Origin of the sequence: Pseudomonas sp. DC1.2, assembly GCF_034351645.1 — a bacterium.
Classification (GTDB): Bacteria; Pseudomonadota; Gammaproteobacteria; order Pseudomonadales; family Pseudomonadaceae; genus Aquipseudomonas.
In genome coordinates this window covers 5,592,012-5,616,832 of the sequence record NZ_CP133782.1, presented here as the reverse complement: position 1 = coordinate 5,616,832, position 24,821 = coordinate 5,592,012, and the positions used below count along the sequence as shown (strand labels likewise).

Annotated in this window: 25 protein-coding genes; 10 read left to right on the top strand and 15 right to left on the bottom strand. The window is 58.7% G+C overall.

The features are described from left to right. Positions 1-101 precede the first annotated feature (101 nt). A complete protein-coding gene (locus RHM68_RS25570; protein ID WP_322219755.1) occupies positions 102-623 on the top strand; it encodes a DUF3617 domain-containing protein in 522 nt (173 codons plus the stop codon). A gap of 55 nt (positions 624-678) precedes the next feature. Here RHM68_RS25570 and RHM68_RS25565 read toward each other — a convergent pair whose 3' ends face one another. From RHM68_RS25565 to folE2, 6 genes are read right to left on the bottom strand one after another with little or no spacing between them, the layout of a single operon-like run. Continuing rightward, on the bottom strand, positions 679-2,016 hold the full coding sequence (locus tag RHM68_RS25565; RefSeq protein ID WP_322219754.1) for a dihydroorotase: 1,338 nt from the start codon (positions 2,014-2,016) through the stop codon (positions 679-681). A 2-nt stretch (positions 2,017-2,018) separates the two neighbouring features. Beyond that, positions 2,019-2,579 (bottom strand): carbonate dehydratase, encoded by a 561-nt coding sequence (locus tag RHM68_RS25560; protein WP_322219753.1) that lies wholly within the window; start codon positions 2,577-2,579, stop codon positions 2,019-2,021. After that, positions 2,576-3,451 (bottom strand): metal ABC transporter substrate-binding protein, encoded by an 876-nt coding sequence (locus RHM68_RS25555; RefSeq protein ID WP_322219752.1) that lies wholly within the window; start codon positions 3,449-3,451, stop codon positions 2,576-2,578. Before RHM68_RS25555 ends, RHM68_RS25560 begins: the two co-directional genes overlap by 4 nt. 11 nt (positions 3,452-3,462) lie before the next feature. Continuing rightward, the gene (locus RHM68_RS25550) at positions 3,463-4,329 is read right to left on the bottom strand and encodes a metal ABC transporter permease (RefSeq protein ID WP_322219751.1); all 867 of its coding nucleotides are present in this window, start codon (positions 4,327-4,329) and stop codon (positions 3,463-3,465) included. After that, a complete protein-coding gene (locus RHM68_RS25545; protein WP_322219750.1) occupies positions 4,329-5,000 on the bottom strand; it encodes a metal ABC transporter ATP-binding protein in 672 nt (223 codons plus the stop codon). The genes RHM68_RS25550 and RHM68_RS25545 overlap by 1 nt, the downstream gene beginning before the upstream one ends. Further along, a complete protein-coding gene (gene folE2 / locus RHM68_RS25540; RefSeq protein WP_322219749.1) occupies positions 4,997-5,893 on the bottom strand; it encodes a GTP cyclohydrolase FolE2 in 897 nt (298 codons plus the stop codon). The genes RHM68_RS25545 and folE2 overlap by 4 nt, the downstream gene beginning before the upstream one ends. Before the next feature lie 85 nt (positions 5,894-5,978). Between folE2 and RHM68_RS25535 the strand changes: the two genes are divergently transcribed. Beyond that, the gene (locus RHM68_RS25535; protein ID WP_322219748.1) at positions 5,979-7,181 is read left to right on the top strand and encodes an N-acetylmuramoyl-L-alanine amidase; all 1,203 of its coding nucleotides are present in this window, start codon (positions 5,979-5,981) and stop codon (positions 7,179-7,181) included. Here the strand turns inward: RHM68_RS25535 and RHM68_RS25530 are convergent. Further along, the gene (locus tag RHM68_RS25530; protein WP_322219747.1) at positions 7,178-7,555 is read right to left on the bottom strand and encodes a glutamine synthetase; all 378 of its coding nucleotides are present in this window, start codon (positions 7,553-7,555) and stop codon (positions 7,178-7,180) included. The two genes, RHM68_RS25535 and RHM68_RS25530, sit on opposite strands and share 4 nt — an antisense overlap. 197 nt (positions 7,556-7,752) lie before the next feature. Here RHM68_RS25530 and zigA point away from each other — a divergent pair, with 197 nt between their 5' ends. Further along, positions 7,753-8,958, top strand: a complete 1,206-nt coding sequence (gene zigA, locus RHM68_RS25525; protein ID WP_322219746.1) for a zinc metallochaperone GTPase ZigA — start codon at positions 7,753-7,755, stop codon at positions 8,956-8,958. After that, complete coding sequence (locus RHM68_RS25520; RefSeq protein ID WP_322219745.1) at positions 8,958-9,626, top strand: DUF1826 domain-containing protein; 669 nt, start codon at positions 8,958-8,960, stop codon at positions 9,624-9,626. The genes zigA and RHM68_RS25520 overlap by 1 nt, the downstream gene beginning before the upstream one ends. Positions 9,627-9,630: 4 nt before the next feature. On the opposite strand, the gene RHM68_RS25515 is transcribed toward RHM68_RS25520, so the two are convergent. After that, positions 9,631-9,987, bottom strand: a complete 357-nt coding sequence (locus tag RHM68_RS25515) for an NADH:ubiquinone oxidoreductase (RefSeq protein WP_322219744.1) — start codon at positions 9,985-9,987, stop codon at positions 9,631-9,633. Between the two features lie 27 nt (positions 9,988-10,014). On the opposite strand from RHM68_RS25515, the gene RHM68_RS25510 reads away from it, so the two are divergent. Next, a complete protein-coding gene (locus tag RHM68_RS25510; protein WP_322219743.1) occupies positions 10,015-10,986 on the top strand; it encodes a CobW-like GTP-binding protein in 972 nt (323 codons plus the stop codon). Between the two features lie 50 nt (positions 10,987-11,036). Here the strand turns inward: RHM68_RS25510 and RHM68_RS25505 are convergent, their stop codons facing one another. Then, positions 11,037-11,450, bottom strand: a complete 414-nt coding sequence (locus tag RHM68_RS25505; protein ID WP_322219742.1) for a DUF3301 domain-containing protein — start codon at positions 11,448-11,450, stop codon at positions 11,037-11,039. A 119-nt stretch (positions 11,451-11,569) separates the two neighbouring features. On the opposite strand from RHM68_RS25505, the gene pdxY reads away from it, so the two are divergent. Continuing rightward, complete coding sequence (gene pdxY / locus RHM68_RS25500) at positions 11,570-12,442, top strand: pyridoxal kinase PdxY (protein ID WP_322219741.1); 873 nt, start codon at positions 11,570-11,572, stop codon at positions 12,440-12,442. Positions 12,443-12,502: 60 nt separating this feature from the next. On the opposite strand, the gene RHM68_RS25495 is transcribed toward pdxY, so the two are convergent. Then, a complete protein-coding gene (locus tag RHM68_RS25495) occupies positions 12,503-12,985 on the bottom strand; it encodes an acyl-CoA thioesterase (protein WP_322223946.1) in 483 nt (160 codons plus the stop codon). Positions 12,986-13,269: 284 nt separating this feature from the next. Here RHM68_RS25495 and RHM68_RS25490 point away from each other — a divergent pair, with 284 nt between their 5' ends. After that, positions 13,270-15,033 (top strand): cation:proton antiporter, encoded by a 1,764-nt coding sequence (locus tag RHM68_RS25490; protein WP_322219740.1) that lies wholly within the window; start codon positions 13,270-13,272, stop codon positions 15,031-15,033. A gap of 20 nt (positions 15,034-15,053) precedes the next feature. Here RHM68_RS25490 and RHM68_RS25485 read toward each other — a convergent pair whose 3' ends face one another. The 4 genes from RHM68_RS25485 to uvrD all read right to left on the bottom strand — a co-directional run bounded on the left by RHM68_RS25485 (position 15,054) and on the right by uvrD (position 19,343). Then, the gene (locus RHM68_RS25485; RefSeq protein WP_007943369.1) at positions 15,054-15,461 is read right to left on the bottom strand and encodes an SMI1/KNR4 family protein; all 408 of its coding nucleotides are present in this window, start codon (positions 15,459-15,461) and stop codon (positions 15,054-15,056) included. Positions 15,462-15,597: 136 nt separating this feature from the next. Then, positions 15,598-16,467, bottom strand: a complete 870-nt coding sequence (locus RHM68_RS25480; protein WP_322219739.1) for a Tim44 domain-containing protein — start codon at positions 16,465-16,467, stop codon at positions 15,598-15,600. Positions 16,468-16,644: 177 nt separating this feature from the next. Next, a complete protein-coding gene (locus RHM68_RS25475) occupies positions 16,645-17,085 on the bottom strand; it encodes an EamA family transporter (protein WP_322219738.1) in 441 nt (146 codons plus the stop codon). A 74-nt stretch (positions 17,086-17,159) separates the two neighbouring features. Beyond that, entirely contained in the window at positions 17,160-19,343 is a 2,184-nt protein-coding gene (uvrD, locus tag RHM68_RS25470; RefSeq protein ID WP_322219737.1) for a DNA helicase II, read from the bottom strand. Between the two features lie 245 nt (positions 19,344-19,588). Between uvrD and RHM68_RS25465 the strand changes: the two genes are divergently transcribed. The 3 genes from RHM68_RS25465 to RHM68_RS25455 all read left to right on the top strand — a co-directional run bounded on the left by RHM68_RS25465 (position 19,589) and on the right by RHM68_RS25455 (position 23,895). Continuing rightward, entirely contained in the window at positions 19,589-22,462 is a 2,874-nt protein-coding gene (locus RHM68_RS25465; protein WP_322219736.1) for an EAL domain-containing protein, read from the top strand. A gap of 134 nt (positions 22,463-22,596) precedes the next feature. After that, positions 22,597-23,463 (top strand): transcriptional regulator HexR, encoded by an 867-nt coding sequence (gene hexR, locus RHM68_RS25460; RefSeq protein WP_008027445.1) that lies wholly within the window; start codon positions 22,597-22,599, stop codon positions 23,461-23,463. Positions 23,464-23,682: 219 nt separating this feature from the next. Then, positions 23,683-23,895 carry a PA3496 family putative envelope integrity protein gene (locus tag RHM68_RS25455; protein ID WP_322219735.1) on the top strand — a complete coding sequence of 71 codons (213 nt, stop codon included), beginning with the start codon at positions 23,683-23,685 and terminating at the stop codon, positions 23,893-23,895. Here the strand turns inward: RHM68_RS25455 and RHM68_RS25450 are convergent. Continuing rightward, positions 23,837-24,799, bottom strand: a complete 963-nt coding sequence (locus tag RHM68_RS25450; RefSeq protein ID WP_322219734.1) for a LysR family transcriptional regulator — start codon at positions 24,797-24,799, stop codon at positions 23,837-23,839. The two genes, RHM68_RS25455 and RHM68_RS25450, sit on opposite strands and share 59 nt — an antisense overlap. Positions 24,800-24,821: the final 22 nt, after the last annotated feature.

The window sequence follows — 24,821 nt, the reverse complement described above, 5'->3', positions numbered from 1 at the left end:
TTAACAGACCATGTTCCGTGCAGAATGTCGCTATTTAATTGCCCCATGAACCGAAGCATCAGGCTGACGTCTAACGGCCACTATTGATCAGGAGTTATTCGATGAATGTTCGTCTGCTGGGTTTGGCCTTGGCCTTGGGTTTAGCACTTCCGGTGGTCGCTCAGGCGCAGATGCTACAGCCGGGGTTGTGGGAGCTGACTTCAAGCAACATGAAGGTCGATGACCAGAACCTTCCGGATTTGCAGTTGATTCTGGGTCAGCTGCAAAGCCAGATGACCCCGGAGCAGCGAGCGGCGCTCGAAAAGCAGGGCATCACCATGGGCGGCAAGGGCATTCGTGCCTGTCTGACTCAGGCTCAAGTACAGTCCGACAACATTCCGCTGACGGACCCTCAGTCGGGCTGCAAGCAGGAAATCACCGGGCGCAATGGCAATCAGTGGACATTCCGCTTTAGCTGTCCGAAAGCCCAAGGGACCGGTGTCGCCACCTTCCTTGGCGATCGTGAGTTCACGACCAAGGTCAACGGCACCTTCAACGCCACCGGTATTCAGCAAAAGGGCAGCCTGGACACCCGTGCGGTTTGGCTGGGGCAGGATTGCGGCACCGTTAAACCCAGGGCTTAAAAGCGTTGCCATCGCCCACCGCACCGCGACGTTACGTTTTACGTTCGCCAGTAGCTCAGCGCATGAAACGCAGGGGTAATCCCTGACAGTTGTCCTGTAGCCGACTGCCGTGCCAAGCCAATTGCCCTGACACCAGCGTGGTGCTGACGCGGTGTCGAAAGCGGTGATACGCGAACGGCGTCCACCCGCATTGCGAGAGGATGGGTTGCTGGGAAACGGCGACGCCGTCCGGCTCGGATTTGATCAGCACCAGGTCGGCCCAATACCCTTCGCGCAGATAACCCCGGTCGGGAATGGCAAATAGATCGGCCACCCGATGGCTGGTTTTAGCCACGAGGGTAGTGATCGGCAGCACCTTGTCCGCTACCAGTTCCAGCAGTGCGGGCAAGGCATGCTGCACCAAGGGTAAGCCCGAGGGCGCCAAGCGATAGGATTGCTGCTTTTCTGCCCAGGTGTGGGGGGCATGATCGCTGCCAATGACGTCCAGGCGATGACTCAACAAGGCCTGACGCAACGCATCGCGGTCGGCCTGAGACTTGATGGCCGGGTTGCACTTGATCAAGTTACCCAGCTGCGAATAGTCCCGATCATCGAACAGCAAGTGGTGCAGACAGACTTCGGCGGTGATGCGTTTCTGTGCCAGCGGTTTGTCTTCGAACAGCGCCAGCTCCCGAGCGGTGGTCAGGTGCAGAACGTGCAGTCGGGTGCCATGACGTCTGGCCAGGTCCACAGCCAATGACGAAGAGCGAAAGCAGGCTTCGGCATCGCGGATCAATGGATGGGCCGCCGCCGGAATGTGCTCGCCGAACAGCGCTTGCAGGTTCGCGGCATTGGCTCCGATGCTGGGTGTGTGTTCGCAGTGGGCCAACAGAATCGTGGGTACGTTGGCGAACAATCGCTCAAGAACGCGTGGATCGTCCACCAGCATGTTGCCGGTGGAGGCGCCCATGAACACTTTGACGCCGGCCACTTCGCATGGATTGAGTGCCGCGACGGTGTCGAGGTTGTCGTTGCTGACGCCGAAGTGGAAGCCATAGTTGGCGACGGAATGGATCGCCGCTCGGCGCTTTTTATCGGCGAGTGCTTGCAGGGTGAGTGTGGCGGGAGCGGTGTTCGGCATGTCCATGAAACTGGTGATGCCGCCGGCCACCGCTGCGCGAGATTCGGTATAGAAACTGCCTTTGTCAGGTGCGCCCGGATCGCGAAAATGCACCTGATCGTCGATCATGCCTGGCAGCAGCCACTGGCCGTCGGCGTCGATTTCTACCTCGGCCTGTTCGTCCTGGATGCTGCTGGCGATCTTCACGATGCGGCCGTTGCTCACCAGCAGATCGCTATCGAATTCGCGTCCTTCATTCACTAGGCGGGCATTGCGAATCAGCACGCTGCTCATGGTCAAAACTCGTTTTGCAGGGCTTTGTAGCCGCGCACCAAATCCACGTTGGTCCGCGCCACGTCCTCGGAAAACTCTGAGGCGCTGACGCTCACTGGCGGGAACTGCGACAGGTCGGTGCCGGGCCCGATGCGGGTCGTGGAAGGTACGTAGAAGGCGTCGGGTAAGTCCCGACCGTCGACCACAGAGTTATGCCGCACCACGCAGCCATCACCGACCACGCAGTTGAACAGCACGCTGTTGAAACCGATGAATACCCGGTTGCCGACGGTGCAAGGACCGTGAACGATCGAGCGGTGAGCGATGGAGCTAAACTCGCCGATGGTCACCGCTGCACCGGACTTGGAGTGAATGACCACGCCGTCCTGAATGTTCGAGTTGGCGCCGATGGTGATCGGCTCCATTTCGCCCGAGGCATCGACTTCGTCCGCGCGAATTACCGCGTAAGGGCCGACGAACACGTTCTCGCCGATCACCACTTTGCCGCAGATGATTGCGGTTTTGTCCACGTAGGCAGACTCCGCAATCAACGGCAGATCGCCCGAAGGATTCTTACGGATCATGGCTTGCTCAACGCCTCGTACAAGGTGTTGAGGTTGTACTTGAACAGCCCGGTGAACGTGCTGGCTGGGCCGGTAGCCGCGAGTGCGTCGGAGTACAGCGTGCCGCCGATCTGCGCGCCACTTTCGTCGGCGATTTGTTTGAGCAGACGAGCGTCTTTGATGTTTTCCATGAACACCGCTTTGACCTTGGCCTGGCGAATCTGGGTAATCAGCGCCGCGACTTCGGCGGCCGAAGGTTCACGCTCGGTGGACAGACCTTGAGGTGCCATGAAGTCGATGCTGTAGGCTTGGCCGAGGTAGCCGAAGGCGTCATGGGAGGTCACTATTTTGCGATTACCCGGCGGCAGTGAGCCGAGCTTGGCTTTCGCTTCGGCGAGCAGGGCGTAGATCTGTTTCAGGTATGCCTGGCTGTTGCGTTGGTAATCGGCTTTGTTTGCAGGATCGGCGGTGATCAGTGCTTTGGTGATGTTAGCGATGTACAGCTCGGTGTTCGCCAGGTTGTGCCAGGCGTGCGGGTCCGGAATGGTTTCGCCGTCTTCATCCATCGAGCGAGGAATGACACCGTGGCTCGCGCTGATGACCTGGGCGTTAGTTTCGGTACTGGTTACCAGACGATCCAGCCATGGCTCGAAGCCGAGTCCGTTCTTGATGATGAGCCTGGCTTTGAGCAACGCTTTGGCATCATCCGGGGTTGGCTCGTAGGTGTGGGCATCGGCATCCGGGCCAACCATGTTGGTGATCTGGATATGATCGCCGCCGACCTGATGGGTCATGTCTGCGAGGATGCTGAAGCTGGTGACCACTTGCAGCTTTTCGGCGGCAGACACCGACAGTGACAGCATCAAACTGAACAGCACGAGTAAAGCGCGCATCGGGAAACACCTCATTGGGATGTGAGCAAAGGCGGGCGGCGCAACAAACCATGCACCGGACCGAACACCACGGACAGCAGGTATAAGCTGCCAGCCACCAGCACGATGGCCGGACCACTGGGCAGCGAGTAATAGAACGACAGCAGCAAACCGAACCACACGGACAAGCAACCGAGTACGGCTGAGATACCCATTAATACCGGCAAGCGTCGGCTCCAGAATCGTGAGGCGGCGGCCGGCAACATCATCAAGCCCACCACCATCAACGCGCCGATGGCTTGGAACCCGATCACCAGATTCAGCACGACCAAGGTCAGGAATACGCCGTGGGCGAGCGGGCCGAGGCGGCTGACGGTTTGCAAGAAGAGCGGGTCAAGGGTATCCAGCAAGAGTGGCTTGTAGATCAGCGCCATCGCTATCAGGCTGAAACCCGAAACCCAGAGCATGCCCGTCAATGTCGGCCCATCGACCGCCAGCGCCGAGCCGAAGAGCAGGTGCAGCAGATCGAGGCGTTTGCCGGCGATGCCGAGGATTAACACGCCGCTGGCCAGTGAAATTGGGTAAATCGCGGCGAGGCTGGCGTCCTCGCGCAGGCCGGTGCGGCGGGTGATCCACGCCGCAAGTCCGGCCATGCTCAGGCCGGCACCGAGTCCGCCAAGGGTCAGCGCGGGAAGACTTAAACCGGCAAACCAAAAGCCCAGTGCGGCACCGGGCAGAATGCCATGAGCCACTGCATCGCCGATCAGGCTCATGCGGCGCAAGATCAAAAACACGCCAAGTGGTGCGGTGCTGCACGCCAGCACCAGGCCGCCGAGCAGCGCCCGGCGCATAAATACAAACTCTTGGAACGGTTGCCAAAGGTGGGTGGCGGCGATCATCAGCAAGCCACCTGCGTTTGCGGTTGTTGGCGAATCAGCTCGGTGCTGAGGCCGAGGGTGCAGCCGCTGCTTTTTATCAGCAGGGTTTGCGGAATGTGCCGCCGCACCGCGCTCAGGTCATGACACACCACTACGAGGGTCCGGCCTTCGTCATGCCAGGCGTGAATGTGTTTCCACAACAATTCCTGACCCAGTTCGTCAAGCGCAGCATGCGGCTCATCCATGAGCAGCAGAGGGGCGTCGGCGAGGCTTAAACGGGCGAGTAAGGCGCGCTGCAATTCACCACCGGAAAGCGCCATTAAGGGCCGATGCTCCAACCCGGTCAGGCACCAGTCTTCCAGTGCTGACTTCAGGCGTTGTGCGCGCAGCGCTGCCGATTGTTTACTGCCCCAGAAGCCTGCGGCGATCAACTCTTGCAGGCTGATGGGGAATTGTCGGTCGAGGTGCTGCTGCTGTGGAAGGAACGAAAGTCTGCTCTTGCGTGGTACATCGAGGATTACGTTCCCGGCCAGCGGTTTTTGCAGACCGGCGATGACTTTCAGCAGGCTGCTTTTTCCTGATCCGTTGGCACCGATAATCGCCGTCAGACTGCCTTTGGATAATTCGATATCGATGGCGGGCGTAAGTGGTTGTCCCGGTGCGCCCCAGCGTAGGGCCCGGCAACGAATCATGCTGCTTCCCACTGCCAGCGGCTTTCGGCCACTGCGTCATGAGCGTGAAGGCTTTCGGCATGCACCACGCGCACGTGGAATGCCTTGATGCCGGGGGAGCGTTTCAAGGCCAGATTCAAGCGTCGGGCGGCGTCCTCGCAGAACATCAGATTCTGACCATTGGCCAACGCAAACGCTTGCTCGTCGGCGCGTTTCACCGCCGTTTGCACAGCGGTGCCAAGCGCTGCTTCAGCGTCATTGATCACCGCAATCAGCGGAAAATCGTCGAGGTAGTCGGCGAGACGCAGCGTCAGGTGAGCCATGCTGCGTTGGCTGTGAGGGGTCGCGACGATCCCTTCGGTGGAACCGAGCCACGCCAGAACGTCGGCGTGTTGCAACGGTGCGCTGGCAAAGTCATCGACGAATTGCTGCTGGATCAACTGGCGTGATAACGCCGCTGAGCAAGGACATGTTGAGGAGTAAGGGACGTCGATTTTAAGTTCCACGTGGAACATCTCGTGTTTTACCTGCGCTTCAATCGTCGCTGGATAGGTTTTCCAACCGGCCAAAGGACTGATCAGCGCCGGTCTTTTGAGCATTAGACCGATGTGGATTTTTAGGTAAGCGCACTTGGAAAGCCCGGTGTGCGTTGCGAGAAAGCGCTTCAAGACTTCGCGAAGTCGTGCGGGTGTGAGGCTTTCTTGCTCAAGCATTTCCAGCGCCAAGTAGAGCCGCGACATATGAATACCGCGTGCGTCGCCCTCGTCCAGGCTAACGCCAGCGTCGACCTTGGCGCTCAGCCGTTGGCCATCGAATAAAACAGGAAGGGCAATGCCGCACATGCCCACCCACTCCAGTGGCAGGGCTTGGCGTGAGGCCTGCGCGGCGATATCCGGCAGAGTCTGGGCGTTCATGAGCAGGTCCATCGTGGGAGTTGATTTGGCATGTTATATTATTACATTCAAATCGACGATGCTTTTTCGCGAGCGAGCTTTCACCATGCACAGACGTCATTTGCTCAACCTGATTCTGGCCAGCGCGGCTTTCGTTTTACCCTTCAGTGTTTCGGCGACGCAGGTGCGCAATGCGCGACTGTGGCGTTCGGACGATAAGTTGCGATTGGTGTTCGATTTGAGCGGGCCCGTGCAGTACAAAACCTTTTCTTTGAGTGCGCCTGAACGGTTGATCATCGACCTGAGCGGCGCGAGTCTCAGTGGTGACTTCAGTCAGCTAGCGCTGAATAACACAGTGATTCGCTCGATCCGCTCCGGCCATTTCGGCCAGAGCGACACGCGGATTGTTCTCGACCTCAGCGGGCCGGTGCAGCTCAATAGTTTTTTGCTGCCGCCACAGGATGGGCAAGGGCACCGATTGGTACTCGATATGAAGACCGCCGCGCCGTTGCAGATCGCGGCGGCGCCGTTGCGTGAATCGATCATCAACAAGGTTCACCCCAAGCGCGACATCATTGTGGTGGTCGATCCCGGCCATGGAGGCAAAGACCCGGGCGCGGTCGGCGCTAAAGGTGAGCGGGAAAAAGACGTGGTGCTATCGATTGCACAATTGCTGGCGAAACGCTTGAAGCGCGAGAAAGGCTTTGACGTGAAACTGGTGCGCAACGACGACTTCTTTGTGCCGCTGCGCAAGCGCGTGGAGATTGCTCGCAAGCACAGCGCTGACATGTTTATTTCGGTACATGCCGATGCGGCGCCACGGCTCACTGCGTCGGGCGCATCGGTGTACTGCCTGTCTGAAGGCGGGGCGACCTCCGCCACCGCACGATTTATGGCGCAGCGCGAGAACGGCGCGGACCTGTTGGGCGCCACCAGCCTGCTTAATCTCAAGGACAAGGACCCGATGCTCGCCGGGGTCATTCTCGACATGTCGATGAACGCGACCATCGCCGCGAGCTTGCAGTTGGGCAGCACGGTGCTCGGCAGTCTGGCGGGTATCACCTCGCTGCATCAAAAACGCGTCGAGCAGGCAGGGTTTGCAGTGCTGAAATCTCCGGATGTGCCGTCGATTCTGGTGGAGACCGGTTTCATCTCAAACGCTCGTGACAGCCAGCGGTTGGTCACTGCACGTCACCAACAAGCGGTGGCTAACGGCTTGTTTGAGGGTTTGCAGCGGTATTTTCTAAAGAATCCACCGATCGATAGCTATGTCGCCTGGCAACAAGAGCAGCGCAAAGCGCAGGTCTAGCACCCCGTCATCCGACTACAGGTGAACTTCGCGCTGCTGCCGCCAGAGCTGGAAAACCGATTGATTGTCGTCCAGCCCACGCGGCGGCTGTAGCCGACCCAGGCTTCGCCATCGGAAGCGAGGCCGGTGAAAAATGTCAGTTGCCCATAGCGGCTGCTCGTTTGTGCCCAATAGCGTTTGCCCGCCACTTCAAAGCCTCGAAGATAGATCGTGCTGCCGACGGTGTTGACGCTGTAGGCATTGCCCTCGGGGTCGATACACGCCAGCAGATTGGCGCTGCGGGTGCATGTGGCCAGGCTGGGGGTTTGTCCCCAGGCATCAGCCGCCAACAATAGCGAAAGGCTCAACAGCGCGCAATTAAGGGCGTTTCCCATGGTGTTTCTCGAGGCTGGAACGGTTTCAAGCATCCGTCTCTTTGTCGATGCGAGCAAGAGGAGAGTGGTCAATTTGTACCGTTATACTATAACATTCGAAATATGCGTTCCCTGTGTACCGAAGCCAAAGAACGTGAAGAGCTGCGCGAACGCCATCGCTGGGCGATTTGACCGGCCATACCCTGTGAGGAAACCTGATGCCCAATCGTCTCCCCGTGACCGTGCTGTCCGGCTTTTTAGGCGCCGGTAAAAGCACGCTGCTCAACTATGTGCTGCGTAATCGCGACAAGCTGCGGGTTGCCGTGATCGTCAACGATATGAGCGAAATCAATATCGATGGCAGCGAAGTTCAGCGTGATGTCAGCTTGAACCGTGCCGAAGAAAAGCTCGTGGAAATGAGCAACGGCTGCATTTGCTGCACCTTGCGTGAGGACCTACTCGAAGAGGTCAGCAAACTTGCGAAGGACGGTCGCTTCGATTATTTGCTGATCGAGTCCACAGGCATCTCAGAACCGTTACCGGTTGCCGAAACCTTCACCTTCCGCGACGACGAAGGACAAAGCCTGGCTGACATCGCACGGCTCGACACCATGGTCACCGTCGTCGATGGCATGAACTTTCTGCTCGACTACCAAGCCGCCGAAAGCCTCGCTTCGAGGGGCGAAACCCTTGGTGAGGAGGACGAGCGTTCAATCACCGACCTCTTGATTGAGCAAATCGAATTCGCCGACGTAATCCTGATCAGTAAGATCGACTTGATCAGCAGCAGCGAACGCCAGGAGCTGATCGCAATCCTGGAACGCCTCAATTCCCAGGCGGAAATTATTCCGATGGTCATGGGCGAAATTCCCTTGGAAAAAATCCTCAATACTGGCCGTTTTGACTTCGAAAAAGCCGCTCAGGCGCCGGGCTGGTTGCAGGAGTTGCGCGGCGCACATGTACCGGAAACGGACGAGTATGGCATCGCCTCCACGGCCTACCGGGCGCGGCGCCCATTTCATCCACAGCGCTTTTTCAGCTTCATCGACCGTCCGTGGGTCAACGGCAAACTGCTGCGTTCCAAAGGTTTTTTCTGGCTGGCCAGCAAACACATGGACGCCGGTAGCTGGTCCCAGGCGGGGGGGCTGATGCGCCATGGTTTTGCCGGGCGCTGGTGGCGTTTTGTGCCAAAAGATCAGTGGCCGCAAGACGAAGAAAGTACGGCCGGGATCATGGAAAACTGGATCACCACCACCGGCGATTGCCGTCAGGAGCTGGTATTCATCGGGCAGAACATCGACTTCGCACTGCTTACAGCTGAGCTCGACAGATGCCTGCTCACCGACGATGAGATGGTCCAGGGCGTCGAAGGCTGGCGATTGTTGCCTGACCCGTTTGGCCCTTGGCACGAGGAAGCTGCCTGATGCTCACACTTACCCCAGTGGGTGCGAGCCTACCTACGAAGACGTCCGTGCGGGCCATACGTCAACATCACGGAGAAAACCCCAAAGTCCTGACGAAAATTCTCCACGACGATGTGAATCTCGCTGTCTGGCAGCGCCAACTTCCGGCGCACATCGCCGACTTTGCCAGCCTGCTGCTGTCCTTGAACGAACCCTTGGCCGAAGCGCTGTCTCTGGAGTTATCCGGCGAGGACACCGAGCCCAACCTCCAAGGCCTGGCGTCGAGCTTCAGCGACCTTGAAGGCTATGAAGGCTTCATCGCCGATGTTTCCTGGTTGGTCAGCGCCTTTGCGTGTCTATTGGGTGCCCAGCGTATCGGCGTGCGTTTGCGGGTATTGGACAAGGCCATGTGCCCGCGCTTTCACGTCGATCATGTGCCGGTGCGGCTGATCACTACGTATGCCGGTATCGGCAGCCAGTGGCTGAAGGAAGGGGTGATGGATCGGCAGCAGCTTGGCCAGCCCGAGGCCGAGCCTCTTTCGCAGATCCAGCAAGTCATCCAAGGCGAAGTCGCGCTGCTCAAAGGTGAGAACTGGCGCGGCAACGAAGGTTTCGGTTTGATCCATCGCTCTCCGCAGCCGGCTCCCGGTGCTCGGCGATTGATCCTGACCCTCGATTGGCTGAGCTAGCCCCTCAGGGGTTGAGCCAGGAGCCCCGGCTCTGGGCTTCGCAGTACGGCTTCAAATACGCTGCGTCGGTGGCCACGCCGTAATAGTGAATATCCTGCCGGTAAGGCATATTGGCCACCTGAGCGTTGCTGCACACGCCGATGGCGCCGTCAGGGCACTGGTCAACGTATTGCACGTCGATCTTTTGTCCGGGCAGGTTCGGCTGGCAGAAGCCATCGGCGAACAGTTTTTGCGGAATAGTGCGGTTTTGCTGGCAGACCTTCACGTCGAGCCGCTCTGCCTGGCTATGAACCACGCAAGCCTGGGCCAGCGCCTCGCCCGACATCAGTGTCAGCAGCAACGACAATCCCATCCACCGCATCTTCAACCTCCTCAGAAAACCTCGACCATGCTGCAGAACATTCCCACTCACGTCATTGCTGGCCCCTTGGGCGCCGGCAAGACCAGTCTGATCAAGCACTTAATGGCACAGCGCCCGGCAGATGAACGCTGGGCCGTGCTGATCAACGAGTTCGGTCAGATCGGTCTCGATGCCGCGCTGCTGACCCGGGATGCCGATGGTATCGCACTGGGGGAAGTGGCCGGAGGCTGTTTGTGTTGCGTCAATGGTGCGCCGTTTCAGATCGGGCTTGGGCGCCTGCTGCGCAAGGCGCGGCCGGACCGCTTATTCATCGAGCCTTCTGGCTTGGGGCATCCGGCGCAGTTACTGCGACAGTTGAGCGAGGCACCTTGGCAAGGTGTTCTGGCCGTTCAGCCTTGCGTGTTGGTGCTTGATGCCCACGCGCTGGCCGCCGGAAAACCACTGCCGGCGGCGCAGCAACAGGCGCTTGCTCACGCAGGACTGCTGTTGCTGAACAAGTCAGAACAGCTTGGCGACAGTGATCGTCAGCGAATCGTCGCGCAGTTGCCTGCACGTCCGCTTTACTGGACGCAGCAGGCTGTGTTGCCGTTGAGCGCATTGCCGGGCCTTCAGGCTCGAGCTGTGGCAGGTGTGGATAATTTCATCGTGCCCAAGGGCCTTGGGCAGATGCCGGCCCTTTGGACTGATCCCACGCGGCCTATTTGTTTGAGTCAGGCGCAGGAGGGCGGCTGGAGCATAGGCTGGCGTTGGCACCCGAGCCAGCTGTTCGATGTCGCGCTCATTACCATGTGGCTTGAAGGCCTCGCCTGGCGGCGCGCGAAGCTGGTTATCCAGAGCACGGCGGGGTGGGTTTCAGCGAATGCGCTGGACAACTCGACGCTGGATTGGCAGGCCAGTGAATGGCGCCAGGATTCGCGGGTTGAGTTGATTTTTGCCGAGCCCCAAGAGGGCTATTGGTTGCAGCAAGCGTTGGTGGGGTGCAGGGTCGAACCGCGTTAGCGGCAACGCTTGGGGCGTCCAGAAATGCTTCGATGCTGAGCCATCAACCCTCAAGGACGCAACTTGCTGTGATCCTGCCGCCATTGGCTGAGTTCGATCACTTCGGCGCGAGGCCTCGCCACATCGACCACGGGCGCGGTGTCATCCTGCGGCATGGGGTAGGGCGCCAGTTCGATTTGCGCACTGTGAGCGCCAAACTGGGTGATGGTGCCGATGTGACGGGTTTCGCCGGTCACGGTGAATTCAAAGTTATACACGCGCGCCAGACGTCGACGGCCGTTGGCATCTTTGATAAAACCGATTTTTTTCAACGCCACGTTGCCGTCCAGCAACTCGATCTGGAGCTTGACGCAATGCCGCTTGACCCGTTCCAGCGCGCGCTCGCGCAAGCCGTGGTTGTGCCACAGCCATGCGCCGCCGGTGGCGAGCAGCATCAGCACGAAGATATTTCCCAAGGTAAGCATCAGCGGGGGTGCTCCAACAAGATAGCGCCAGCTTAACTGCGTCTCTGGTCTGTCGTACAGGCCACTTTTCGTCGCATACTGCGCGGCTCGAATTTCAATCGTTTTACGGAACTCACCGCATGAAACGTTCGCCTCATCTGCTCGCCATCCAGTCCCACGTGGTGTTCGGCCACGCAGGCAACAGCGCCGCGGTTTTCCCGATGCAACGGGTCGGGGTTAACGTATGGCCGCTCAATACCGTGCAATTCTCCAATCACACGCAATATGGGCAATGGGCCGGAGAAATATTGCCGCCCCATCAGATTCCCGAGCTGATTGAAGGGATCGCCGCGATCGGCGAGTTGGGCCACTGTGACGCGGTGCTGTCCGGTTACCTTGGCAGCGCCGCCCAAGGGCGGGCGATTCTGACGGGAGTGGCGCGGATCAAGTCGGTCAATCCCAAGGCGTTGTACCTGTGCGACCCGGTGATGGGGCATCCGGAAAAGGGTTGCAGTGTGCCGGTGGAGGTCAGTGATTTCCTGCTGGAAGAGGCGGCAGCCGTGGCGGACTTCATGTGCCCGAACCAGCTGGAGTTGGACAGTTTCTCGGGGCGCAAGCCGCAGTCGCTGTTCGATTGCCTCGCCATGGCGCAAGCGCTACTGGCGCGGGGGCCGAAGGCAATCCTGGTCAAACACCTGGAATATCCCGGCAAGTTGGCGGACGGATTCGAAATGTTGTTGGTGACTGCCGAGGGCAGCTGGCACCTACGTCGGCCGCTGCTCGCGTTTCCCCGACAGCCAGTGGGCGTTGGTGATTTGACGTCCGGGTTGTTCCTGGCCCGCGTGCTGCTGGGCGACAGTCTGCTCGCGGCGTTTGAGTTCACGGCAGCGGCGGTGCATGAAGTGCTGTTGGAAACCCAGGCGTGCGCCAGTTACGAGCTGGAGTTGGTGCGGGCGCAAGACCGGATTGCTCATCCACGTGTACGGTTTGAGGCGACAGCGATCAGTCTTTGATCGCCGTGCCGCTAGGCGACCCAACGGGGGCAAGCCTTCTCATCACCGGTGCGAGGACGCTCAGACGTCGCCCTTGATTTCCTGGTAGCGCTTTTCCAGCTCTTGACGAATCTGCCGGCGCTGCTGCGCCTGCATGAAGCGGCGTTTGTCTTCGCTATTCTGCGGTTGTAGCGCGGGGACTGCGGCCGGTTTGCGCTGGTCGTCTACCGCTACCATCGTGAAGAAGCAGCTATTGGTGTGACGCACCGAGCGTTCGCGAATGTTTTCGGTGACCACTTTGATGCCCACCTCCATCGACGTATTACCGGTGTAGTTGACCGACGCCAGGAAGGTCACCAGTTCGCCCACATGAATCGGCTCGCGGAAAATCACTTGATCCACCGACAGGGTCACGACATAGCGGCCGGCATAGCGGCTGGCGCAGGCATAGGCCACTTCGTCGAGGTATTTGAGCAGCGTGCCGCCGTGGACATTGCCAGAGAAATTGGCCATGTCGGGGGTCATTAATACCGTCATCGACAGTTGGGCGTTTCCGGGTTCCATAGCGTTCTCACGGTTCAAGGCAGGTTTCATGGGATGCACCTCTGCGGGCGCCTCGTCAGTTTTTTCAAACTAACAGTTATCGGGACGCCGGGCGGGAGGCTGCCGTCACGCCTGGACCGATCTGTTTCCATATATTGCACCGCCTTTCTGCTTGAAGTCGCGGTGTTACCCTTCAAAAGCCCACCCCAAGGGCCTTTCCTACGCTGAAAACGAATTTTCACTCTGCTCGATCAGACTTTTCTGTGTCTGCTCGTCGAGCCATGTCACCCAAGGAGCGCCACGCCATGCATGCCATCAGTTTCATTCAGGACTTGGCAGTGATCATGCTAGTCGCCGGCGTGGTGACCGTACTTTTCCATCGACTGAAACAGCCCGTGGTGCTCGGCTACATCGTCGCGGGTTTCATCATCGGCCCGCACACCCCGCCGTTCGGTTTGATTCACGACGAACAAACCATCAAGACCCTCGCCGAGTTGGGGGTGATTTTCCTGATGTTCTGCCTGGGTCTTGAGTTCAGCCTGCGCAAATTGTTCAAGGTCGGTGCCACTGCATTTATCGCAGCGTTCCTGGAAATCGTGCTGATGATCTGGGTCGGCTACGAAATTGGCCGCTGGTTCGATTGGAGCACGATGGATTCGTTGTTCCTGGGCGCGATCCTGGCGATTTCCTCGACCACTATCATCGTCAAGGCCCTCAATGACCTGAAGATGAAGAACGAGCGCTTTGCGCAGCTCATTTTCGGTGTGCTGATTGTCGAGGACATCCTTGGCATTGGCATCATTGCCTTACTGTCGAGCATCGCGGTCAGCGGCTCAGTCAGTTCCGGGGAAGTGTTTTCCACGGTCGGCAAGCTGTCGCTGTTCATGATCGTCGCACTGGTCATCGGCATCTTGCTGGTGCCGCGACTGCTGGCCTATGTGGCCAAGTTCGAAAGCAACGAGATGCTGTTGATCACGGTGCTGGGCCTGTGTTTTGGCTTCTGCCTGCTGGTAGTAAAGCTCGAATACAGCATGGTCCTGGGCGCGTTCCTGATTGGCGCGATCATGGCCGAATCCCGGCAGCTGGTGAAGATAGAGCGCTTGATCGAACCGGTTCGCGACCTGTTCAGTGCGATCTTCTTCGTGGCCATTGGCTTGATGCTCGACCCGGTAATTCTGCTGCAATACGCTTGGCCGATAGCCGTGATTACCGTGGCCGTGGTGCTGGGCAAGATGCTGTCCTGCGGCTTAGGTGCCTTTATCGCTGGTAATGATGGACGGACCTCGCTGCGAGTCGGGATGGGCCTTTCGCAGATTGGCGAATTTTCCTTCATCATCGCCGCGCTGGGCATGACCTTGCAGGTCACCAGCCACTTTCTCTACCCGGTGGCCGTCGCGGTATCGGTGATGACTACGCTGCTGACGCCCTACCTGATTCGCGCGGCCGATCCGTTATCGATCAAGCTTGCCGCCGTGATGCCTACGCGATTGAGCCGAGTGCTGGGGATGTACGGCGAATGGTTGCGCAGCATCCAGCCACAGGGCGAGGGTGCGCTGCTGGCGTCGATGATTCGGCGCATTTTGTTGCAGGTGGGTGTCAATCTGGCGCTGGTGATTGCGACTTTCTTCTCTGGCGCGTTTTTCGCCGAGCGCATGGCTGCTTATCTGCAAGGCTGGATCAGTGACCCAAGCTGGCAGAAAGCGCTGGTCTGGGGTGGGGCGTTGCTGTTATCGCTGCCCTTCCTGATTGCTGCCTATCGCAAGCTCAAGGCACTGTCGATGCTGCTGGCAGAGATGGGCGTCAAACCGGAGATGGCTGGCCGCCATACACAGCGAGTGCGCCGGGTGATCGCTGAAGTGATCCCGATCCTCTCGCTGCTGGTGATCTTCCTGCTACTGGCCGCTTTGTCGGCCAGTATTCTCCCGACCAACAAGTTGCTAGTGCTGATCGCCGTGGTGGCGGCCGCCGTAGCCACCGTGCTGTGGCGCTGGTTCATCCGTGTACACACGCGCATGCAGGTGGCGTTGTTGGAAACCCTGGACAACCACAAGGATTCGTCCGGGCACTGAACACCGGGGCGTCGAGGCAATCAGCTTTCCAGCCAGACGTCCCGCGCCCAGTGCCAGACCGATTCCCAGGTTTCTTCGGCAATCAGTTCTTCTTCGGCTTGCCACAGCACCACGGTGCCGTCTTCTTCAACCAGGTAGTAGTCGTCACCGTCCTGGCAGATCGGGATCATGCTGCGATCAACGCCAGCGTCCCAGGCGTTGGCGGCAACGTCCGGCAGGTAGGTGTGGGATTGCGGGTCGGTGACGGTCACCGGCTCCAGGCTGCCGTAGACGACGTCGCTGACGGTCAGCAAAAATTCTCTGAAGACAAACGGAATGTCGATGAACAGTTGTTCTTCGATTTCCACGATCTGATCTTCGTCGGGCAACTCCAAGGGGACCGGTACCGGTTCGTTGGCTTCACGCAGTTGTTCGATGATTTCTTCCACGTCCGGGATCCTCTTGCTTGATGGCGCGGTTTATATGGGGCGTTTTATACAGTAGCTCGCTGTGGATGTAACCGTGAAATAGAAAACCCCGGACAAGTCCGGGGTTTTCGTAGGAGCATTCTTAAAGCGGGTCGGTTCAACCGTTTTGACGGATACCGGCCACCAGCCAAGGCTGGTTGTCGCCCTGCGGACGTTCCATATTCCAGCTTTCGCTGAACACTTCGCCTTGATCGAAACGCGAGTTCTTCGATACACCGCTGAAGGTCAGGGTAGCGATGGTCTTGTCTGCCCGATCATCCACGCCGTCCAGTTGCACGGTGAGGTTCTCGATGAAGGTGGACTGGAAACCGTCGCCCAGCTCTGCACGCTCACGCTTGAGGAACTCAAGCATTTGCGGAGTCACGAACTCGGCAATCTTGTCCATTTCGTTGGCGTCCCAGTGCTGCTGCAGCGACTGGAAGTGGTTGCGCGCAGCTTCGATGAAGTTTTGTTCATTGAACCAGGCCGGAGCGTTGATCACCGGACGAGCGGCAGGGGCTGCCGAACCGCCGAAGATCGAACCGCCAGCAGGTTTGTTCTCGAACACTTCACGCTGCATCGGCGCGCCAGCGGGAGCCAAATGCTCCTGCTGCTTGCGGCGACGTGCGGCAATGAAGCGGAAGATCACAAAGCCGATGACGACCATGATCAGGATGTCGAAGATCTGCATGCCCTGGAAACCGCCGCCCATGAACATGGAGGCCAACAGGCCGCCAGCGGCGATACCGGCCAGAGGGCCGAGCCAGCGCGAAGCACCGCCGGCCTTGGCTGCAGCGCCAGCGGCGCCGGCAGCACCAGCGGTCGCCGCAGCGCCGCCCATGCCTGGAGAAGAAGGGGCCATTTGGCTGGTCTGGTGGGTCGGCGCAGCGCCGACGCTTTTGCCGCCACCAAAGCGCTTGGCGTTGGCGTCGAGGCTCATCGTCAGGCCGATGCACAACGCCATGGCGATGCTAAGAAAACGTTTCATAAAGGGAATTCCCATTTGTGGATGGCACGCGCGCCATGTTGCACAGCTGAAGTGACACTGGCTAGCGGCAGAGTGTTTCGGGCTTTTGCCTGACAGGTTGGGTTCAGCTAAGTCGAGGCAATAGGGCCATGTACTTTTGTCTGTAGGAAATGTGAATAGGTTCAGCAGGAACGTTTCTTAGCGCCGCAACGCCAGCATCACCACACCTGCCGTGATCAGACCGATGCCGCCCCATTGGCGCAGGTCGAGTTTCTCGCCCAGCAGGAGCACGCCGAGCACGGCCACCAGCACCACACTGAGCTTGTCTACCGGCGCGACCAACGAGGCCGGGCCGAGTTTTAGTGCGCGGAAGTAGCAAATCCAAGAGGCGCCTGTAGCCAGCCCCGACAACACTAAGAACACGTAGCTCTTGGCAGAGATCGATCCTAATGACTGATATTGGCCCGTGGCGTACAAAATCAAGGCCAGGCTGACCAAAACCACTACGGTGCGCAGCAGCGTGGCGAAGTCGGAGTTGACGTTTTCGATGCCGACCTTGGCAAAAATGGCAGTCATTGCAGCAAATCCGGCTGACAACAGGGCCCAGAATGTCCACGAAGAAAAGAATCCCGAGCCCATGATTTACGCCTTCTAGATCAGCCTGTTGAGAGAGGTTCACCGTAAAAAACCACAGAAAAGCTATTAGATAGCCTTTATATGGCTTCCAGCTTGGCGTAGCCAAGCATCAACCACTTGCTGCCTTCGTCGAAGTTCACTTGCACCCGGGCCTGAGCCCCAGCGCCTTCGAAGTTCAGGATCACGCCGTCACCAAACACCGAGTGGCGCACAGCCTGCCCGAGGCTGAAACCGGTGTCCGGGATTTCGCTGCCGCCAAACAGGCTGCTGGAACTCTGCTGCTGACCGCCGCCGAACGGACGGCTGACGCTGTTGGACAGCCGCACTTCTTGAATCAGACCTTTTGGCACTTCACGCACAAAGCGCGACACTTTGTTGTAGGTTTCACTGCCATACAGGCGTCGGGTTTCAGCGTAGGTCATCACCAGATTCTGCATCGCCCGGGTAATGCCGACGTAAGCCAGTCGCCGTTCTTCTTCGAGACGACCCGGTTCTTCCAGGCTCATCTTGTGTGGGAACAGGCCTTCTTCCATGCCCACCAGGAACACATAAGGGAACTCAAGGCCTTTGGCGCTGTGCAGGGTCATTAGCTGAATGCTGTCTTCGTGCTCGTCAGCCTGGGTGTCGCCGGCTTCCAGCGACGCATGGCCGAGGAACGCGGCCAATGGCGTCAGGTCTTCGTCTTCTTCGGCGTTTTCGAAGTTGCGCGCAGCGCTGACCAGTTCCTCAAGGTTTTCTACCCGTGCCTGGCCTTTTTCGCCTTTCTCCGCTTCGTGATAGGCGATCAGCCCTGACTGCTCGATGACGGTCTGGGTCATCAAATGCAGCGGCATCTCCATGCATTTGGCGGCGAGGTTCTCGATCAACTCGATAAACCCACTCAAGGCGCCCGCAGCACGGCCGGTCAGGCCTTTGTTGGCGACCAGCAACCGCATGGCTTCCCACATGGACACATCGCTATGACGCGCATGGTCGCGAATCGCTTCAACGGTTTTTTCGCCAATACCGCGGGCCGGCACGTTGATCACTCTTTCCAGTGCGGCATCGTTGCCGCGACCTTCCAGCAACCGCAGGTAGGCCATGGCGTTCTTGATTTCCGCGCGCTCGAAGAAGCGCTGGCCACCATAAATGCGGTAGGGGATACGTTCGCGCAGCAACGCTTCTTCCAAAACGCGGGATTGGGCGTTGGAGCGGTACAAAATCGCGATATCGCTGCGGGCCAAGCCGGTTTTCAGCGCGCTTTCAATAGTTTCCACCACATAGCGCGCCTCATCGTGCTCGTTGAATGCGGCGTACAGATTGATCGCTTCGCCTTCGCCGCCGTCAGTCCACAACTCTTTGCCCATACGTCCGGTATTGTTGGCGATCAGGGCATTAGCGGCCTTGAGGATGCCAGCTGTGGAACGGTAGTTCTGCTCCAGGCGAATGGTTTGCGCGTCCGGGAAGTCGTCAGAGTACTGATAAATGTTCTCGATTTTCGCGCCACGCCAGCCGTAGATGGACTGGTCGTCGTCGCCCACAACCATCAGGCTGTCGCCGCCCTTGGCCAGCAAACGCAGCCAGGCGTACTGCACGGCGTTGGTGTCCTGGAACTCGTCGACAAGAATGTGGCGAAAGCGTTTCTGGTAATGGGCCAGCAAACCCGGGTTGTCGCGCCACAGGTCGAGGGCACGCAGCAGCAGTTCAGAGAAGTCGATGACACCCGCGCGCAGGCAGGCGGCCTCGTAGGCTTCATAAATACTGCGCATGGTCGCCAGGAACAGGTCGCCACTGGCTTGAATGTGTTGTGGACGCAGGCCTTCGTCTTTCTGTCCGTTGATAAACCATTGGGCCTGACGAACCGGCCAGCGTTGCTCGTCGAGACCCAGCTCACGGATCACCCGTTTGACCAGTCGTTGCTGGTCGTCGCTGTCGAGAATCTGGAAGGTCTGGCTAAGGCCGGCTTCCTGCCAGTGCGCCCGCAGCAAGCGGTGCGCCAGGCCGTGGAAGGTGCCGACCCACATGCCGGCCGGGTTGATACCCATCAACTGCTCGATGCGATGACGCATCTCCGCAGCCGCCTTGTTGGTGAACGTCACCGACAGGATTGAATGGGGCGACGCGTTTTCGACCTGGATCAACCAGGCGATACGGTGCACCAGCACTCGGGTTTTACCGGAACCAGCACCGGCCAGGACCAACTGACGACCCACGGAGGCAGCTACAGCCTGACGTTGGGCATCGTTGAGGGAGTTCAGCAGAAGGGAGAGATCATCGCGCATCGGGGCATTCTAGGCGGCGGCGCCACACCGGGCAAACCCGGCGTTGCTTTAGCCGATAAAAGAGGCGAGGAGGACGACCGGTCGGTCACAGGCTACAAGCGTTGGCGGGCTTGCCTGGCTGCTTTTACGCAGAGGCCAGCTGTTGATGCTTTTGTTTATTTTATGACCTGGAGCAGTTTGGTAAGGTCATTCGCTTGTGTATGCTCCGTCCACGTTTCGGGCTCAACATTATAAGAATATTGCCTATGACCTCCCGCACCGACCTGTCGGGCCCCTCTGTGGAGCCCCGGGTTATTCGCCAACAGTACGCCATGGAAATGGCGGTAGAGCGCACGCGCCTGCTTTATCAGGGTTCGCTGCTGCCGACGCTGTTCATGCTGATCAACGGTCTGGTTTGCGCTGGTTTACTCTGGAGCCCTCAGCGTTACTTTCTGGTCAGCATCTGGCTGGTGTGGCTGTTATCGCTGGTGGCGCTACGGGTGATTCAGGTGGCGGCCTTTGACTCGGCAATACCCAACCGTCAGGCGCATCCGATCTGGCGCCGGATGTTTGCACTGGGTTCGGCCATGACTGGCCTGACGCTCGCGGGCGCCGGCATAGCGCTGGTGCCCGCCGACACCTTCATGCAGCAAGCCTGGGTCTTCGGCCTGATCGGCGCAGCAGCGCTCTCGGCCAGTGTCGCTTACGCAGTCAGCCTGCCGGCATTCCTCTCGTTTACCTTGCCCTGTTTGTTGCCGGCTATCGGCTATTTGTTCTGGGGCGGTGATGAACAGCAGCAAGGCTGGGGCTGGTTTGGGCTGATTCTGCTGGGGGCGTTGAGTGTGGTTGCCTGGCAGGTCAATCGGCTGATCGATCGCGGGCTGTTGCGGCGCTTTCAAAACCAGGCGCTGATCGAGCATCTGCAGCAGGCGCAAATTCGCAGTGAACAGCTCAATCACGAACTGGCCAAGGAAATTGACCAGCGTCGCGGTGCTGAAGACAAGCTACGAGAAGCCCAAGCCGGGCTGGAAAACCGCGTGACCCAGCGCTCCCTTGAGTTGGATGCGGCGACTCAAGCCTTGAGCAAAAGTGAAGCGCGTTTGGCGTTGGCATTGAAAGCCAGTGAGCTGGGGCTCTGGGACTGGAACCTGCAAACCGATGAAGTTCACCATACCCAGCTTCAGGAGTTGTTTGGTCTGGCGCCGGAATATGTCACGGCCATGCTCAGTCACCTCAGGCCGCGGCTGCACCCCGAAGATTTACCGTCGCTCAAAAGGGCGCTGGTGGAGCATTTGAAGGGTCGTAGCGAGGATTATCAAATCGAGTATCGCGTGCGTCACGGCGATGGGCACTGGGTCTGGATCGAGGACCGCGGCCGAGCGGTAGAGCGCAGCGCCAGCGGGCGGGTGATGCGAATGGTCGGCACCCGCCGCGACATCAGTGCCAACAAGGAACTGGAGCAACAGCGGCAATTGGCGGCCACGGTATTTGAGGCGGCGAGTGAAGGGATCGTGATCCTGGACCCTCATTACGCATTGATCGCGGTCAACCAGGCTTTCAGCCGAGTCACGGGCTATGACATTGAAGACATGCTCGGACGCAACGTCGTCGAGTTGCCGTGCAGCCGTGATGCCCGTCGGCACTACGCAATCATCCATCAAGCGCTGGAACAGCACGGCAGTTGGCAGGGCGAGTTGGTGGAAACCCGCAAGAATGGCGAGCTTTATCCGCAATGGCTGCAACTGAACGCTGTGCGTGATACGCGGGGGAGGGTCAGCCACATTGTCGGTTTTTTCGCCGACCTGTCAGCCCGGCGCGAATCCGAAGAGCGCATGCGCTACCTCACGCATTACGACGAACTCACTGGGCTGGCCAACCGCTCGCTGTTCCGTGAGCGGCTGCGCGAGGCTCATCAGCGGGTACGACAAGGCAGCCACCGAAATCTGGCGTTACTGCATATCAATCTGGACCGTTTCAAGTTACTCAACGACAGCCTGGGTCATGAAATTGCCGACCAGTTACTGCAAAAAATCGCCCGCAGGCTGGTCAATGCGCTGCCAGAGGCGGACACCATCGCACGCCTGTCCGGTGACGAGTTCGCGGTGTTGTTCAATGCCTACGGCAATCTGTCGAGTCTGGCGCGGGTGGCGACGCGCTTGTCGACCAAGCTGCGTTTACCGGTGACGGTCGACGGTCATGAATTAGTGGTCAGTGCATCGATGGGCATCAGTTTGTTGCCGGACAATGCGCGAGAGATTTCCGCACTGGTCAGCCAATCCAACATGGCCATGCAGCATGCCAAGCATTTGGGCGGCAATAATTTTCAGTTCTACACCGACAGCCTGCAAGCCAGCACCCTGGAACGCCTGCAGCTTGAAAATCAGCTTCGCAAAGCCATCGAAGACAAGCAGTTAAAAGTGTTCTATCAGCCGAAACTATGCCTCGCCACTGGCCGGCTGAACGCCGTTGAAGCGCTGGTGCGCTGGGACCACCCGACTATGGGCCGGGTGCCGCCGGGCGACTTCATTGGGCTGGCCGAAGAGACCGGTCTGATCAGCCCGATTGGTGAGTTCGTGCTGCGTCAGGCGTGTTGGCAAGCCTGTGAGTGGCAGCGTCAGGGGCTGAAGCCGATTCGTGTGTCGGTGAATCTGTCGGTGCATCAGTTGCGCCAGGGCAAACTGGTCAGCCTGGTACGTCAGGTGCTGGAAGAAACCGGCCTGGCGCCGCACTACCTGGAGTTGGAACTCACCGAAAGCCAATTACTGGACAGCGTGGAGCACATCATCGCGACCTTCCAGCAGTTGCGCGATCTGGGGGTCAAACTGGCCATCGACGACTTTGGTACCGGTTACTCATCCCTCAGTTACCTCAAGCGAATTCCGGTGGATTACGTGAAGATCGATCAGGCATTCATTCGCGGCTTGGGGCAGGGCAGCGAGGATGCGGCGATCACTCGAGCGATTATTGCCATGGCCCATGGATTGTCCTTGAAAGTGGTGGCTGAGGGTGTCGAACGGCCTGAGCAGCTTGAGTTTCTCAAAGCCGAACACTGCGATGAAGTGCAGGGTTATTTGATCAGTCGTCCGGTCGATGCCACTGATTTGGGTGAGCTGCTGCGCAAGGACGCGATTCCCTTATAGGGCTACATGAAGCGTATGTGGCGTGGAATGGGGGCATCGAGTTACGCATTGAGCAGGCAAAAAGCAAGTTCTTGTAGTATAACTACAAGCTTGCTACATCCCCGGCACCTGCCAATAACAAAGAGTCCAGCCCTTTGAATCTGCTGCAACACATCGCCCAGTCGCGTCACCTGTTACGCAAGTCGGAGCTCAAGGTCGCCGACCACGTGCTGCTTGACCCTGCGGCGGTGATGCACAGTTCCATGGCCGACCTGGCCCACAGCGTGGGTATCAGCGAGCCGACCATCGTGCGCTTTTGCCGCGCTATCGGTTGCTCCGGTTTTCAGGATTTGAAGTTGAAGCTGGCGCAGAGCCTTGCAGCTGGCGCGAGCTTTGGGCAATTCGCAATTCACGAAGACGATTCGGTCGCTGACTACAGCCTGAAAATTTTCGACACCACGCTGCACACATTGATGGAGGTTCGCGAGAAGCTCGATCCAGTCGAGTTGCAGCGGGCGGTGTCGCTCATGTCTCAGGCCCAGCGTGTTGAGTTTTATGGCTTTGGCGCGTCGGGAGCCGTGGCGGCAGATGCCCAGCACAAATTCTTCCGTTTGCTGCTAACGGCGGCGGCGTATTCCGATCCGCATATGCAGGCCATGTCGGCGGTTACGTTGAAGCCCACCGACGTCGCGATCTGCATTTCCCAGTCGGGGCGGTCCAAAGACTTGTTGATCACGGCGAATCTGGTGCGTGAAAGTGGCGCCTCGCTGATCACCTTGTGCCCGAGTCAGACACCGCTGGCCGAGTTATCGACCGTCAACCTGGCAATCGACGTGCATGAAGACACCGAAATCTATACGCCGCTGACCTCGCGTATCGCCCACCTGGTGGTGATCGACGTGTTGGCCATGGGCGTGGCCATGGCGCGCGGGCCGAGCCTGGTCAATCACCTCAAGAGCGTCAAGCGCAGCCTCCGCAGCTTGCGGCTGTCGCCCAAGTCGGTGAAAGCGCTGGACGATTGAGCGTGATTCGACACCGCTGAAGGCCGTTCCGACCTTTTCGCAAGCAGGCTCGCGCCCACATTTGACCCAGTTCTCCTGTGGGCGCGAGCCTGCTCGCGAAGGCGTTCTCGAAAGCGCCACCGCTTTGGCAATATTCACATCCCTGTAATCCTCTCGCCGCCAAACCGTCATCCAGCGCGCTTATTTTGAAACTCCCGTACTCGCCTTGGGAGACTCGAAATGGCCCAGCCCTACGAAGAACGCAACAGCGCTCTAAAAACCCGCCGTCAGCAAGAAGACCAGCGCCGCATGGAATTTCGCCGTGCTATCGAAGATCGTTGCGAACGTCGCCAGCTTCTCGCCGAAATTGGCGACTTCCCTGACGAGCTTCACCTTAACTATTGGCAGGCAGCACCGGTAACTTCCCGTCGAAGCGCTCAACCAGCGCGCTGATCTGTACCCGCTCGCTGCGGATAAACGCAAGGAACGCGTGAGCCACAGGTGACAGCCGTTTTGCTTTGGCCTGCACCAGGCACCAACTGCGATACAGCGGTAACTCTTCGACCGGCAGTTCAATGAGCGCGCCGGTCGCCAGCTCCAGGTTCAGGGCGTGGCGCGTTAACAGCGCTATGCCCAGTCCTGCCAGCACGCACTCACGCTGAGCTTCGGCTGATGATGCCTCTTGGGTCTGGTTGAAGTGAACGCGCTTCTCTTTGAAATATTCTTCGCACGCTATGCGCGTACCTGACCCCGGCTCACGCATCAGCAACGTGTAAGGCTCCAGATCCTGCAAGCGCAGTCGTCCCATGTGACACAGCGGATGATCGGGCGGTGCCACCGCCACAATCGGGTTGTTGAGAAACGGTAAGAACTCCAGTCCCATGTCCTGCGGCACCATCGACATAATCACCAGGTCATCACGGTTGTCTGACAGGCGTCGGATGACTTGTCCGCGGTTAACCACTGTCAGGTGCAGGTTCACTTCCGGGTGCTGGCGTTTGAACGCGGCAAACAGGTGCGGCACGAAATACTTGGCGCTGGACTCAACTGCCAGTTTCAACTGCCCCTGCAAGGAGCCCTGCATGTCCGAGAGCTGCATGTCGAGGTTTTCCAGGCGCCCGAAAATGTCTCGACTGGCTCGCTGCAACGCTTCGGCCGCTTCGGTCATGTAGAGCTTTTTGCCAACGTAATCGAATAGCGGTTGGCCAATCAGCTCTTCAAGTTGACGAATCTGTAGGCTAACGGCGGGTTGCGTGAGAGACATTTCATCAGCCGCGCGGCTGTAGGACCGCAAATCACAGACTTCATTAAAAATCTGTAATTGACGCAAAGTCATACGCATCAATGACTTACGCATTATTTAAACGCTCTCGATACGG

Bases quoted from the DNA above. Each gene is read 5' to 3' on its own strand.
- RHM68_RS25450 (WP_322219734.1), bottom strand. From the start codon at position 24,799: ATGCGTAAGTCATTGATGCGTATGACTTTGCGTCAATTACAGATTTTT.
- RHM68_RS25545 (WP_322219750.1), bottom strand. From the start codon at position 5,000: ATGATTCGTTGCCGGGCCCTACGCTGGGGCGCACCGGGACAACCACTT.
- RHM68_RS25560 (WP_322219753.1), bottom strand. From the start codon at position 2,579: ATGATCCGTAAGAATCCTTCGGGCGATCTGCCGTTGATTGCGGAGTCT.
- RHM68_RS25505 (WP_322219742.1), bottom strand. From the start codon at position 11,450: ATGCTTACCTTGGGAAATATCTTCGTGCTGATGCTGCTCGCCACCGGC.
- RHM68_RS25520 (WP_322219745.1), top strand. From the start codon at position 8,958: ATGCTCACACTTACCCCAGTGGGTGCGAGCCTACCTACGAAGACGTCC.
- RHM68_RS25555 (WP_322219752.1), bottom strand. From the start codon at position 3,451: ATGCGCGCTTTACTCGTGCTGTTCAGTTTGATGCTGTCACTGTCGGTG.
- RHM68_RS25565 (WP_322219754.1), bottom strand. From the start codon at position 2,016: ATGAGCAGCGTGCTGATTCGCAATGCCCGCCTAGTGAATGAAGGACGC.
- RHM68_RS25515 (WP_322219744.1), bottom strand. From the start codon at position 9,987: ATGCGGTGGATGGGATTGTCGTTGCTGCTGACACTGATGTCGGGCGAG.
- RHM68_RS25465 (WP_322219736.1), top strand. From the start codon at position 19,589: ATGACCTCCCGCACCGACCTGTCGGGCCCCTCTGTGGAGCCCCGGGTT.
- RHM68_RS25510 (WP_322219743.1), top strand. From the start codon at position 10,015: ATGCTGCAGAACATTCCCACTCACGTCATTGCTGGCCCCTTGGGCGCC.
- uvrD (WP_322219737.1), bottom strand. From the start codon at position 19,343: ATGCGCGATGATCTCTCCCTTCTGCTGAACTCCCTCAACGATGCCCAA.
- RHM68_RS25550 (WP_322219751.1), bottom strand. From the start codon at position 4,329: ATGATCGCCGCCACCCACCTTTGGCAACCGTTCCAAGAGTTTGTATTT.
- folE2 (WP_322219749.1), bottom strand. From the start codon at position 5,893: ATGAACGCCCAGACTCTGCCGGATATCGCCGCGCAGGCCTCACGCCAA.
- RHM68_RS25455 (WP_322219735.1), top strand. From the start codon at position 23,683: ATGGCCCAGCCCTACGAAGAACGCAACAGCGCTCTAAAAACCCGCCGT.
- RHM68_RS25475 (WP_322219738.1), bottom strand. From the start codon at position 17,085: ATGGGCTCGGGATTCTTTTCTTCGTGGACATTCTGGGCCCTGTTGTCA.
- RHM68_RS25495 (WP_322223946.1), bottom strand. From the start codon at position 12,985: ATGGAACCCGGAAACGCCCAACTGTCGATGACGGTATTAATGACCCCC.
- RHM68_RS25480 (WP_322219739.1), bottom strand. From the start codon at position 16,467: ATGAAACGTTTTCTTAGCATCGCCATGGCGTTGTGCATCGGCCTGACG.
- RHM68_RS25530 (WP_322219747.1), bottom strand. From the start codon at position 7,555: ATGGGAAACGCCCTTAATTGCGCGCTGTTGAGCCTTTCGCTATTGTTG.
- RHM68_RS25570 (WP_322219755.1), top strand. From the start codon at position 102: ATGAATGTTCGTCTGCTGGGTTTGGCCTTGGCCTTGGGTTTAGCACTT.
- zigA (WP_322219746.1), top strand. From the start codon at position 7,753: ATGCCCAATCGTCTCCCCGTGACCGTGCTGTCCGGCTTTTTAGGCGCC.
- RHM68_RS25535 (WP_322219748.1), top strand. From the start codon at position 5,979: ATGCACAGACGTCATTTGCTCAACCTGATTCTGGCCAGCGCGGCTTTC.
- pdxY (WP_322219741.1), top strand. From the start codon at position 11,570: ATGAAACGTTCGCCTCATCTGCTCGCCATCCAGTCCCACGTGGTGTTC.
- RHM68_RS25490 (WP_322219740.1), top strand. From the start codon at position 13,270: ATGCATGCCATCAGTTTCATTCAGGACTTGGCAGTGATCATGCTAGTC.